This is a genomic window from Micromonospora sp. NPDC000316 (assembly GCF_042898885.1).
Classification (GTDB): domain Bacteria; phylum Actinomycetota; class Actinomycetes; order Mycobacteriales; family Micromonosporaceae; genus Micromonospora.
In genome coordinates this window covers 343,343-355,082 of record NZ_JBIAZG010000004.1, presented here as the reverse complement: position 1 = coordinate 355,082, position 11,740 = coordinate 343,343, and the positions used below count along the sequence as shown (strand labels likewise).

Here is an 11,740-nt window from a genome sequence, read left to right as displayed (position 1 = left end):
GTCACGCCTCCAGATCCGGCAGGGGGATGCTCGGGAGCACTCCGGCCGCCGCGGCGATCGCGGCGGGCGTCGTGTCGAGGTGGTCCAGCAGGCCTTCGACGTACGAGACGTCGACTCGGACCTTCTGGACACGGCCGTCGACGTCGCGCATCACGAACTCTCGGAAGCCGAGCCGGTTGGCCGAGTTGGTGTCGGCGGCGGAGAGCGAGGCGAGGGTGGCTTCGTACCCGTCGTTGACCGGCACCCGCAGCAGCCGCAGCGCTTCGGAGGCGATCTCGGCGTCCTCGGCGATCCGGCCGACGAAGACTGTGGAGACGAGGTTCTGCACGTCGAGACCGAGGATGTCGCGGGGGTTCTGCGAGGCCACGAGCGCTGCGAGGTTCCACTTGCGGGAGTCGCGGGCGAGCCGGACGAGGAACGATCGCCCGGAGCGCCAGCCCTCCATGAAGTGCGCCTCGTCGAGGCCGACGAGCTTGCGCGACGACATCGACCCGCCGTAGCAGCGGCGGACGGCGAGCCGGTGCGCGGTGTGCAGCATCGGCAGGGCGAGTGCCTCCTCGGCCGACCAGTACTCGCGTTCGATCTTGAGGTCGGGCAGTCGCAGCCCGGCCATGGTGATGACGGTGAGCGCCGCGTCGGCGCCGAGCAGGCCCTCCGGTGGCCTGCCGAAGAAGAGCATGGCAAGCGGCATCTCGGCGGTGTCGAGCAGGAGGTTTGCCAGCTCCTTGCCGGCGTCGTCGTCGAGGCGGCCGAGGCAGCTCACCACGTCGTCCAGGGTGGACGTCTCCTCGGCGGGGACCTGCCGGACCGCGTGCCGGAACAGGGTGGCGGTCGACGCCTCCCGTGCCACCTGTGGCGGCACCAGCATCATGCAGATGTCCTGGACCAGCATCCGCCGCTCGGCGCGGGCGTTGGAGACCGCGATCTCGAACTCCCGGTCACCGGCGGCGCCGGCCGCGAACTCGCTGCGCAGGGGCGTGGGGATGAGCGAGTAGGGCGCCAGGGTGCCGTGCTCCGAGCCGGTCAGGTTCAACACCCGGGAGTACGGCCGCAGCTCGGGCATGGCGCAGAGCCGGGCCAGCGGCCCGGACGGGTCGAGCAGGGTCACCTGGACGCCTCGGCGGGCGGCCAGGTAGCCCAGGGCGCCGAGCAGGGTGGACTTGCCACCGCCCGGCTCGGCCACGAAGACCGCGAGCCCGGAGCGTTCGCGGACCTCCATGGGGAAGTGCAGGTCGAGGAAGACCGGACGGCGGCAGGTGCCGGCCGTCCGACCGATGAGGTCGCCGCGTCTGTCGCCCACGTTGGAGGCGGCCTGCGGGAGCGCGGCGGCGAGCAGGGGGACCGGCATTCGGCGGACGTAGCCGGTGTTGGCGATCGGCTCGCCTGGGATGAACTCGCGGGCCAGCCAGTCCTGGTTCTTGGGGTGCTGAAGCGAGATGCGCAGCTCGCGGGAGTAGAGCTGGATGAGCCGGCGGGCCCGCTCCAGGCATTCCTCCCTGGTCCGGCCGCCGACGGCGATCCGGTGCCAGCCGTGCGCGCGGGCCGAGTCGACCGGCAGGCCTGTGGTCATCTCGTCGCCGATCACCAGCGCCCGCTTGGCGAGCCGTTCCAGCTCCGGTGGTGCGTCGATGCCGTGCTCGGCGTAGTCGAGCTGCTGGGAGCGGATCATCCGCAGCCGGTGTTCGAGGTTACGGAAGGAGTCGCCGGAGCCGAGGATGTCGACCCGGGTGGAGATCTCCATCGGCCAGGGCAGCCGCTCGTGGAAGTGCAGCCAGGGCTCGTGTCGTTCGGGGATCTCCAGCGGTTCCATCCGGCCGACGGCGAGCACCGCGACGTGTCGTTCCTCGCCGGTCATCCGGTTGACGAGCTTGACTGTCGAGCCGTACGGGGTGCGGTAGCGCTCGACCTGCTCAGTCAGGGCGAGCAGGTCGCCGCGTTCCCACTGCCCGTTGGTGACCGGGGAGAGCCGGCCCGGCGGTGACATGCAGAGTGCCACCGAGCGGTAGAGCAGCCACTCCAGTTCCTGCGCGGTGACCCGCCGGCCGCGCATGCCGAACGCGCCGAGCACCTCGTCGAACTGCTCCACTGTGCGGCCCAGCTTGCGGCGTTCACCGTCGGCGGTGCCCCGGCCGAAGGTGCGCAACAGCCGCTCGGTGAGCGAGTCGCCGAGGGATCGGCGGGCGAATGTGACGCCCAGGTAGGTCTGCCCTTCGGCGTGGTTGACCGACATCAGGTGCCGTTGGGCGGCGACCAGGTGATCGGCCCAGCCGGTGGTGCCGGGCACGTCGGCGAGTGGCGCCGGGGTGTGCGCGTCGATGGTGCGTGCCCACTCGTCGGCGGGGAAAGGCCGGGTGGTGCGGCGCAGGTGCAGCCGGAAGCCGGCCAGGCCCGCGTACTGCTCGGAGATCGCCGACAGCAGCGCCTCGCGTTCGGCGTCCGGACGGAAGGCCCAGCGGACCTCGGGCAGCCAATACCAGGCGGTGACCGTGTTCGGGGTGAAGGTCAGGTGGCCGGCGATCTCGGTGATGGCCAGCTCGACCGACGGATCCCGGTCACCGAACTTGATCTTCGGTGCGCGGACCCGGGTCGGTCGGGTCGGTCGGTCCTGGCGGCTGGCGGACCGCTGTCGGGGGGTGGCGACCTCTCGCCCGGTCGGCTCGGTGCCGGCGGACCTGGGCCGGGCCGCGTCGGTCACGGACGCCGGCCGCGCTTGCCGCTCCAGGGCCGGCCGCTCGGCAGCCGTCACGTCGGCCGCTGTCGCCGGTGCCCGCGTCGGCGGTGCTGCGCCGGCCGGACCGCCTGGCGGTGTCGTCGACCGGTCGATCGGGGTGGCGGGGCTGGTGGTGGCCGAGGTCGACGGGTGGCCCGCGACGGGACCGAGCGCAGCCGGCGGGCGGGGCATGGGCAGCCGGTCGCCGGCCTGGTGTGGCACCCGGGACTCGATGGCCGGGCTTGCACCCCCGCGCCACGGCTCGACGGGCCGGCCGCCGTGCTTGTCGTCGGGGGTCCACTGTGGTTCCGGGTCGGGTGCGCGGTCCGGCACCCGCTGAGCCGGTCGGGTGGGCGCCGGACCCACGGCGGGCTGCTGTGGAAGAGCCGGCTGCTCCCGGGTGGCGGGGCCGGCCGTCACGGCCCGTGCCGAGCCGGGCCGGGACGCGCCGAAGAGGTCCAGGAACGGCGAGTCGATGTCGGCGTTTTCGCCGGCAGCCGACACCGCGGTGGGCTCGGCGGGTGGCGTACGGCGGCTGACCGGCCGGGGAGCCTGGAAGACGCCGACAGCGCCGTGACCGGGTGAGGTCACCAGGGCGGGATCGAGCGCGACCTCATCCTCGGCGTCGTTGTAGTCGAATGACTGCGCACGGTGACTGGCCGGCACGCCCGGCCGGCCGGCCGGGGAGCCCGGCGTGGAAGAGCGACTCATGCGGCAGCCTCACCCACAACGTGTGCCAAACCGATCGGCGTACGCCCGGTCATGCCAGCTCCTCCCGAATCCTGATCCGACTGCCGACCAGGCGCGGGTCGCGCTGCTCGATCGCCGGCTCCCGGGTGCGTCGCCAGTCGGTGAGCGCGGTGCGGATGACCACCCGCGCCGGCCGATCGGGGTCGACGTGCCGGAAGATGAACGACGTGGTCACGATGGCGAGCGCGATCTCCCAGGCCGGGAAGAGCTCGACCGTCAGCGTGAACAGCCAGTGGATGAACATGTAGAGGGGGACGAGCAGCATGAAGAGCCCGTACTGGGCGTAGGGCAGGTGGACCGGAAGGGTGTAGCCGGGCGGCCCGAGGTAGACCAGGCGGGCCCGGTAGATGTCGTCGTCGGTGCGCAGCCGCATCTGGTGAACGCGCCTATTCGAAGATGAGGTCGATCAGGTAATCGCCGACGAAGAAGAGCGTGGCCGCGCCGGCGATGAAGGCCAGCCCGACGATGGCGATTGCGGAACTCGTCAGCACCTTGGATATCTCGCCCCGGCTGGCTCGGCCGATGAAGATGACGCCCAGGACGGCGAGCAGGATCGGCGCGATCTTGCTGGCGAAGAAGGTGACCACACTGTTGGTGTCGATCCCCTTCGGTGCCGGCTCCGCGAGCGGAGCTGACGCCAGGGTGGAGAGCGCGTGGGCGACGCCGGACGACGCCGTCTCCATGAGCTCGAAGGCGATCACTGGAAACCTCCCCATATCGCGGCCGGCCGTGCCGCGGCGGTGCAGTAGGCCAAGCTTGGCGGGAAAATTGCTCACAGGGCGCAGCGTTGTCGACCCTGTGTTCGTTACTCACCACGGAGAGTGGTGAGCTTTGGGCGGTTTTCCCCGCTTTGGCCCTCCCCTCCAGGCTTCGTCATCTCGATGCTGGCCAATTCCAAAGCGTACGGGCCGCCCCGGATTGCGACAAGCGCGAAGGGGCTGCCTGATTCTGCCCGGACGACCGATCGTACACCTGTTCCAATGTGCACGTCAGGGGTGTTGGTTCGGGGGTCCACCCGGGCCGGTGGGCACCGCCGCCACGACCGGTACCGTCTAGTCGTGACCGATCTGGTACGGGCTCCGGGCCCGGTGGTGATGGGCGTCCTCAACGTCACACCGGACTCCTTCTCCGACGGCGGACGGTACGCCGACCTCGACGCCGCCGTCGGACATGGCGTCCGTCTGCGCGACGCCGGGGCGCACCTGGTCGACATCGGTGGCGAGTCGACCCGCCCCGGCGCCGAACGGATCGATGCGGCGACCGAGGCCAACCGGGTCCTGCCGGTCATCCGCGAGCTGGCCGCCGCCGGTGTGCAGGTCAGCATCGACACCAGCCGCGCATCCGTGGCCGAGGCAGCGTTGGCCGCCGGCGCGGCGGTGGTCAACGACGTCTCCGGCGGTCTGGCCGACCCCGATATGGCCCGCGTGGTCCGCGACGCCGGCTGCCCCTGGGTGCTGATGCACTGGCGTGGCCACTCCCAGCAGATGCGCGAGTTGGCCAGCTACACCGACGTGGTGGCCGACGTCCGTGCCGAGCTGGGTCAGCGGATCGACGCCGCGCTTGCCGCGGGGGTGGCCGCCGACCGCATCGTCATCGACCCCGGCCTCGGTTTCGCCAAGACGGCCACGCACAACTGGGAGCTCAGCGCCCGCCTGCCGGAGCTGCTGGAACTCGGATACCCACTGCTCTTCGGGGCCAGCCGCAAGTCGTACCTCGGGCGGCTGCTCGCGGCCGGCGACGGCACGCCGCGGCCCACCGCGCAGCGGGAGGCGGCCACGGTCGCCACAAGCGTGCTGGCGGTCGCGGCGGGCGCCTGGGGGGTACGCGTGCACGACGTGCGCGCCACCGCCGACGCGCTTGCGGTCTGGGCCGCCACCGGAAGCCCGCGCCTGGTCCCCGCCCGGGCCGGTCAGGGACGGCCCGAGTGAGCGGTCGACGCAGCGGCGGCGCACCGGGCAGCCGCAGCACACCGACCGGTCGGGTGGCCGGCCGGCGAGAGGGGAAGCGATGACCGACCGCATTCAACTGACCGGCCTGCGGGCCCGCGGCCGGCACGGGGTGTACGACTTCGAGCGGGAACAGGGGCAGGACTTTGTTGTCGACGCCGTCCTCGAATTGGACCTGGCCCCGGCCGCCGCAAGTGATGACGTCGCGGCGACGGTCCACTACGGCGAGTTGGCCGAGCGGCTGGTCGCGGTGGTGACCGGTGAGCCGGTCAACCTGATCGAGACTCTCGCGGACCGGCTGCTCGCGGTCTGTCTGGCCGACGAGCGGGTCAGCAGCGCCACGGTGACCGTGCACAAGCCGGAGGCGCCGGTGCCGCACACGTTCACCGACGTGGCTGTCACCATGACCCGGGCGCGTACCCGGTGACCCGGGCCGTGCTCTCACTCGGCAGCAACCTGGGCGACCGGCTCGACCACCTGCGTACGGCCGTCGCCACGCTGGGCGACGCCGTGCTTCTGGTCTCCGGTGTGTACGAGACTCCACCGTGGGGGGACGCCGACCAACCCGCGTACCTCAACGCTGTGCTGCTGGCCGAGGACGACGCCGCCGACCCGCGCGACTGGCTGGAGCGGGCGCGGGCCGCGGAGCGCGCGGCCGGGCGGGTCCGCGATCCGCAGCGGCGGTTCGGGCCGCGCACCCTCGACGTGGACGTGATCGCGGTCTGGGACGACGACGGCGAGCCGGTGCTCAGCGACGAGGAGGAGTTGACCCTGCCGCATCCCCGGGCGCACCTGCGGGCGTTCGTGCTGCGGCCGTGGATCGACATCCAGCCCTACGGACGGCTGCCCGGCCACGGCTGGCTGACCGACCTGCTCACCACCGGCCCCGCCGCCGACGACGCGCTGGAACTGCGTCCCCGGCCCGAACTGGCGTTAGAGTCGACGGCATGACCCAGTGGAGCCGGCCGGCATGACGCAGGCGAAGTCCCCACCACCGGGCGACCCGTCGCGGATGGGTCCCACGCGCATCTCGACCCTGGTCGTGGCCGCCCTGGGCGCGGCGGCGGTGGCCTGGTTGCTGATCAGCACCCTCTACGGCGGCTTCCCCCGACTGCCCTGGCTGCCGGTGGTGACGCTGGCCGCGCTCGCCGTGCTGGAGGCGTACGCCGCCATCAACACCCGTGGCCGCATCGACCGCAAGCCCGGCCGGGATCCGGTCAACCCGTTGCTGGTTGCCCGGTTCGTGGTGCTGGCAAAGGCGTCGGCGCTGGCCGCTGCCATCTTCGCCGGTTTCTATGCCGGGCTCAGCGGCTGGCTCTTCGTCGAGACCACACATGCCGCGTCGGAGGACCGGCCGGCCGCCGGCGGCGGGCTGCTGGCGTCGCTGGCGCTTGTCGGCGCCGCGCTCTGGCTGGAGCGATCCTGCCGGGTGCCGGAGCGCCCGGACGACCACGAGCCCGACGAGCGCGACAGCCGCCCCGGCCAGCGCTGAGCCGAGGGGTTACGTCCGGCTCCGGGCGCGGGTACGGTGCCTGCGATCGGAGAGCAAGGGCCGCCCCCGATCCGTCCGTGCGCCGGACCGAGGACGGCCGGCGACTGGGGAGGCGGCGCCATGGGGTACGAAGAAGCGGGCCGGGACCGGCCGATCGAACCCTCGTCCGGGGTTTCCGCCGCAGTCCTGGAGAACGTCTTCGACGACCCTGCCCACGGTGACCCCGGCCGGGACCGCATCGGCGTGCACGTGGGCTGGGAATTCCTGTTACTGGCCAGCCTTGTCGCCCTGGGCTGGCTGCTCTGGCGGGCCGACCCGGATGTGCTGCGTGGGGCCGGCCTGCACACACTGCTCGTCAACGCGGTCGGGCTCGGCCTGCTCGCTCTCGCCGCCGGCCTGAGCCTGCGCACCGCCGCCCCGAACCTGGCCGTCGGGCCGGTCGCGGTAGCCGCCGCGTTGCACTACGCGGAGCAGGGCGACAGGGGTCTGATGGCATCCGTGGGGTCGGCAGTCGTGGTCGCCGCGCTGGGCGGGCTCGTGTTGGCGCTGGCCGTGGTGGTGTTGCAGGTGCCCGGCTGGGCGGCCAGTCTGGCGGGAGCCGCCGGAGTGGTGGTGTACATCGAACGACGTACGGCGCCGGTGCTGGTGCAGGGCAACTACGAGCCCTCGCGGTCGGCCGTCTACCTGTTCGCGGGCTTCGCCGCCGTCGCGGTCCTCGGCGGGGTGTTCGGCGCGATCCGGTCGATCCGGAAGCTGGTCGGCCGGTACCGGCCGGTCGCCGATCCGGCCCGCCGCCGGGGCGCCCTGGCCGCCGTGGTGGCAGCGGGCGCGCTTGTCGGTTCCACCGTGCTGGCCGCGCTCGCCGGCACCCTGCTCGCCGCCAACAACCCGGGACCTGTCACACCCACCTCCGGGTTGCAGTGGACCGTGCTGGCCGTGGGGGTGTCCCTGCTCGGCGGCACAAGCGCGTACGGCCGCCGGGGCGGGGTGTTCGGCACCGTGCTGGCGGTAAGCCTGGTCACCGTCTACCTGGCGTACGCGCCGGAGCGCCACTGGACGGTGAGTCTCTGGGCGGTCGGTGGGGTGGCGTTCGGCATCGGGCTTGTGGTGACCCGGCTTGTCGAGACGTTCGGGCGGCCCCGGCCGGGAAGCGTCGACACGCCCGAGCCGGTCGGCGACGGCGCGATCAGCACGGGCTGGGCGGTGCACCAGGCGCAGCCGGCCGACAACTGGCCACCGACGTTGCCGACACCGCCCGCGCCGCAACCTGTCGACCCGTGGCGTGACCCGCGTTGGGAGGACGGCCCGCGCCGCTGGGACACGAACGACAGGTGAGCCGCGCCGTCCGTCGAGCCGAAGCTGATCTCGACAGTTAGGCTCGGCGGCATGACCGACACACCTGCCGCCACCGCGGGCGGACCCTCGTTCGAGGAACTCGACGCGCTGTCCACCGAGGAGTTGCGGGAACGGGCGTTCGCCCTGGCCCGGGAGCGTCGTGACGTGGGCTTCTTCTGGTCGGTGCTGCGGCGCCTGCCGAACGCGGACGAGGCGACGGTGCTGGACGGCGCACCGAACTCGATCGGCCCGACCATCGACGAGGCCAACGCGTTGTGGCGGGAGTTGACCGGGCACGGATATGAGGAGTCGGCGCCGCTGCTGCGGGCCGCCTTCATCGACTACCTGCTGAAGCACTGAGCCGTCCGGGGCAGCCCAGGTCAGCCCGACCGGCCGGTTCGGGGCCTGGGCGGATCAGGGGACTCGTCAGCCGCTCCGGCCCGGTCAGCCGCTACGGGACGGCCGCCGGCACCGGCGCGCTCGCCGTGCTGCTGCTTGTCGGCATCTGCGGCAGCCCGGCGTACACCGGTTGGGCCGCCAACACGCTTACCGGCCCGGATTCGGCCGGCGGCTACTACCTCCGCACACTCGCGTGGCCGGCCTGGCTGCTGGACGCGGACGGGCAGGCCGGCGGTTTGTTCGCCGCGAACCTGCGGGCCGTTTTGCTGGTGGTCCTCGCGGTGACCCTGCTCTACCTGCTGCCCGCCGCGCAGGTGGCCCGCGTGCCCGGCTCGATAAGCCAGTTCTTCTCCGGCTGGGCCGCGTACGTGCTCGCCGGTGGGCTCGCCGCCGTGCTGGCGGCGCTGCTCGGCCCGGACCCGTCGATGCTGGGAGCGCTGCGGGACGCCAGCGCCGGTGCCGGTTACGGCTTCCTGACCGGCTGGATCATCGGCACCGCGAGCCTCGGCGGTCGTGCCTGACCCGACCGGGTCAGCCCGTCGACCGGCCGAGGTCGAGCAGGCGTTGCCGACTGAGCGCGCCCACCGGTCGGCCGGCGTCGGTCACCACGAGCCGGTCGCGTCCCGAGGTGAGCAACACCGCCAGAGCGTCGTACGCGGTGCCGTCCAGTGGCACGGTGGGCAGATCGGTGTCGCCGGGTACCGGCTCCAGCGCGTCCCGGTCGAGCGGGGTGACGGCCAGCCGGCGGATGCCCCGGTCGGCGCCGACGAACTCGCGTACGAACGGGGTGGCCGGTGAGCCGAGCAGGGCGGCCGGCGTGTCGTACTGCTCCAGGTGCCCGCCCTGGGAGAGCACCGCGATGCGGTCGCCGAGGCGTACGGCCTCGTCGAGGTCGTGGGTGACAAGCACGATCGTCTTGCGGAGTTCGGCCTGGAGGCGGAGGAACTCCTCCTGCAGCCGGGCTCGGACGATCGGGTCCACGGCCGAGAACGGCTCGTCCATCAGCAGCACCACCGGGTCGGCGGCGAGCGCGCGGGCCACGCCGACGCGCTGCCGCTGACCGCCGGACAGTTCGTGCGGATAGCGGCCGCCGAACTGGGCCGGATCCAGCCCGACCAGGTCGAGCAGTTGGTCGACCCGGGCCCGGGTCCGGTCCCGGGACCAGCGGAGCAGGCCCGGCACGGTGGCCACGTTCGCCCGTACCGTCTGATGTGGAAAGAGACCGACGTTCTGGATCACGTAGCCGATCCGGCGGCGCAGCCGCACCGGGTCGACGTCCGTGACGTCCTCGTCGCCGAGCGTGATCCGCCCCGCGGTCGGCTCGATCAGACGGTTGATCATGCGGAGCACTGTCGACTTGCCGCAGCCGGACGGGCCGATAAGCACCACCAACTCGCCGGCCCGTACGTCCAGGCTGAGGTCCCGGACGGCGTCGGTGCCGTTCGGGTAGCGCTTCTGGATGCCCTGTAGGGAGATCGACGCCGCGCGAGGGGATTCGGCCACGTCGGCGGCCTCCGGGGTAACGTCCACGTATGTCCTTCCGCCTGAGCTACCGGGCCGACCCGGGTAACCCCTGGTTCTCCTGGCAGTACGTGCGGGACAACTCTGACACGATCCTCGCCGCCTTGCGTGAACACGCCTCCCTCACCGGGCGCGCGGTGGTGATCGCGGTGTTGATCGCCCTGCCGTTGTCGGTGCTTGCGTACTGGGTGCGTCCGCTTGCCGGCCCGATTCTCGGCGTCACCGGAGTGATCTACACCATTCCGTCGCTGGCGCTGTTCGCGTTCATCGCGCCGTACCTGGGCACCGGGACCACCACAGTGCTCGTCGGCCTGGTCCTGTACGCGCTGCTGCTGATCGTGCGCAACGTGGTGGCCGGGCTCAACCAGGTGCCGCCGGAGGTCAGTGAGGCCGCCGAGGGCATGGGCTACGGCCGGTGGAGACGGCTCTTCCGGATAGACCTGCCGCTGGCGATCCCGGGCATCCTGACCGGGCTGCGACTGGCCACTGTCTCGACTGTCGCGCTTGTCACCGTCGGGGTGCTTGTCGGGCACGGCGGGCTCGGCCAGCTGATCTTCGCGGGTTTTCAGAACAACCTCTACAAGGCCGAGATCATGACTGGCGCGCTGCTCTGCGTGGCGCTCGCGGTGCTGCTGGACCTGCTGCTTGTCCTCATCGGCCGGCTGATCACCCCCTGGTCCGTGCGGGGTGCCCGGTGAGCGCGGCGGCGAACCCGGTGCACCAGGCGGTGCTCTGGCTCAACGACCCCCTGAACTGGACAAACCCCGGCGGCATCCTCGACCGCCTCGGCGAACACCTGACGATCTCCGCCCTGGCGGTGGCGCTCGGCTGCCTGGTGGCCTGGCCGATCGGGCTCTGGCTCGGGCACGCCGGGCGGGGCGGCGGCCTGGTGGTGCTGGTGTCCAACGCCACCCTCGCCATTCCCACCCTGGCGCTGCTGACCATCCTTCCGCTGACCTTCCTCGGGTTCGGCCGTACCCCGGTGGTGGTGGCACTTGCCGTCTTCGCGGTCCCGCCGCTGCTGGCCAACGCCTACACCGGCGTACGGCAGGTGGACGCGGAGGCGCGGGACGCGGCCCGGGGAATGGGTCTGTCCGGCGGGCAGGTGCTGCGCCGGGTGGAGTTGCCGCTCGCGGTGCCGTACCTGGCCGCCGGCTTCCGGACCGCCGCCGTGCAGGTGATCGCCACGGCCGCGCTGGCCTCGTTCGTCAACGGCGGTGGGCTCGGCGAGATCATCCGCACCGGGTTCGGGCTGAGCATCGCGGCCGGCGGTGGCCAGATCCTTGCCGGTGGTGTGCTGGTGGCCGGGCTCGCGTTGCTTGCGGAGCTGCTCCTCGGCATCGTCGAGCGGCTGGTCACCCCACGTCCGCTGCGGCGTGGGCGACAGCGCGCCGTGAGGCCCCTGCCCGCCGACGCCACCGGTCGGGCCTGACGTCGCTCGCCGGTGGCCCCGTCCGGGTGAGCGGACGGCCAAGCGACGACCGGCGGCGGGACGTTCGGTGACGATGCGGTGACGATGCCCATTTTCAAGTTGTCGGTCGGTTGCGGACCATGTTGGGTGGATAGTCGCGGGCGACAGTCAGTCAG

The 11,740-nt window shown here is 72.3% G+C and carries 13 protein-coding genes; 9 read left to right on the top strand and 4 right to left on the bottom strand.

What is annotated here, in order from left to right:
• Position 1: 1 nt before the first annotated feature.
• From ACFY2Q_RS12540 to ACFY2Q_RS12530, 3 genes are read right to left on the bottom strand one after another with little or no spacing between them, the layout of a single operon-like run.
• A complete protein-coding gene (locus ACFY2Q_RS12540) occupies positions 2–3,421 on the bottom strand; it encodes an ATP-binding protein (protein ID WP_387129658.1) in 3,420 nt (1,139 codons plus the stop codon).
• Positions 3,422–3,470: 49 nt separating this feature from the next.
• The gene (locus ACFY2Q_RS12535) at positions 3,471–3,833 is read right to left on the bottom strand and encodes a hypothetical protein (protein WP_007466101.1); all 363 of its coding nucleotides are present in this window, start codon (positions 3,831–3,833) and stop codon (positions 3,471–3,473) included.
• A gap of 13 nt (positions 3,834–3,846) precedes the next feature.
• Positions 3,847–4,161, bottom strand: a complete 315-nt coding sequence (locus ACFY2Q_RS12530; RefSeq protein ID WP_030327982.1) for a hypothetical protein — start codon at positions 4,159–4,161, stop codon at positions 3,847–3,849.
• Positions 4,162–4,518: 357 nt separating this feature from the next.
• Here ACFY2Q_RS12530 and folP point away from each other — a divergent pair, with 357 nt between their 5' ends.
• The 7 genes from folP to ACFY2Q_RS12495 all read left to right on the top strand — a co-directional run bounded on the left by folP (position 4,519) and on the right by ACFY2Q_RS12495 (position 9,153).
• A complete protein-coding gene (folP, locus tag ACFY2Q_RS12525; protein ID WP_387129655.1) occupies positions 4,519–5,388 on the top strand; it encodes a dihydropteroate synthase in 870 nt (289 codons plus the stop codon).
• 79 nt (positions 5,389–5,467) lie between these two features.
• Positions 5,468–5,833 (top strand): dihydroneopterin aldolase, encoded by a 366-nt coding sequence (gene folB, locus ACFY2Q_RS12520; protein WP_387129652.1) that lies wholly within the window; start codon positions 5,468–5,470, stop codon positions 5,831–5,833.
• Positions 5,830–6,357, top strand: coding sequence for a 2-amino-4-hydroxy-6-hydroxymethyldihydropteridine diphosphokinase (gene folK, locus ACFY2Q_RS12515; RefSeq protein WP_387129650.1), 528 nt, complete (start codon positions 5,830–5,832; stop codon positions 6,355–6,357). The genes folB and folK overlap by 4 nt, the downstream gene beginning before the upstream one ends.
• A 19-nt stretch (positions 6,358–6,376) precedes the next feature.
• On the top strand, positions 6,377–6,898 hold the full coding sequence (locus tag ACFY2Q_RS12510; protein ID WP_387129647.1) for a DUF3180 domain-containing protein: 522 nt from the start codon (positions 6,377–6,379) through the stop codon (positions 6,896–6,898).
• A 120-nt stretch (positions 6,899–7,018) separates the two neighbouring features.
• Entirely contained in the window at positions 7,019–8,233 is a 1,215-nt protein-coding gene (locus ACFY2Q_RS12505) for an ABC transporter permease (protein WP_387129644.1), read from the top strand.
• 51 nt (positions 8,234–8,284) lie between these two features.
• Positions 8,285–8,593 carry a hypothetical protein gene (locus ACFY2Q_RS12500; protein WP_387129643.1) on the top strand — a complete coding sequence of 103 codons (309 nt, stop codon included), beginning with the start codon at positions 8,285–8,287 and terminating at the stop codon, positions 8,591–8,593.
• Between the two features lie 125 nt (positions 8,594–8,718).
• A complete protein-coding gene (locus ACFY2Q_RS12495) occupies positions 8,719–9,153 on the top strand; it encodes a hypothetical protein (protein ID WP_387129641.1) in 435 nt (144 codons plus the stop codon).
• A gap of 10 nt (positions 9,154–9,163) precedes the next feature.
• Here the strand turns inward: ACFY2Q_RS12495 and ACFY2Q_RS12490 are convergent, their stop codons facing one another.
• On the bottom strand, positions 9,164–10,162 hold the full coding sequence (locus tag ACFY2Q_RS12490) for an ABC transporter ATP-binding protein (RefSeq protein ID WP_387129638.1): 999 nt from the start codon (positions 10,160–10,162) through the stop codon (positions 9,164–9,166).
• A gap of 2 nt (positions 10,163–10,164) precedes the next feature.
• Here ACFY2Q_RS12490 and ACFY2Q_RS12485 point away from each other — a divergent pair, with 2 nt between their 5' ends.
• Both ACFY2Q_RS12485 and ACFY2Q_RS12480 read left to right on the top strand, forming a co-directional pair.
• Positions 10,165–10,851 (top strand): ABC transporter permease, encoded by a 687-nt coding sequence (locus tag ACFY2Q_RS12485; RefSeq protein ID WP_387129636.1) that lies wholly within the window; start codon positions 10,165–10,167, stop codon positions 10,849–10,851.
• Positions 10,848–11,585 (top strand): ABC transporter permease, encoded by a 738-nt coding sequence (locus ACFY2Q_RS12480; protein ID WP_387129634.1) that lies wholly within the window; start codon positions 10,848–10,850, stop codon positions 11,583–11,585. The genes ACFY2Q_RS12485 and ACFY2Q_RS12480 overlap by 4 nt, the downstream gene beginning before the upstream one ends.
• Positions 11,586–11,740 lie beyond the last annotated feature (155 nt).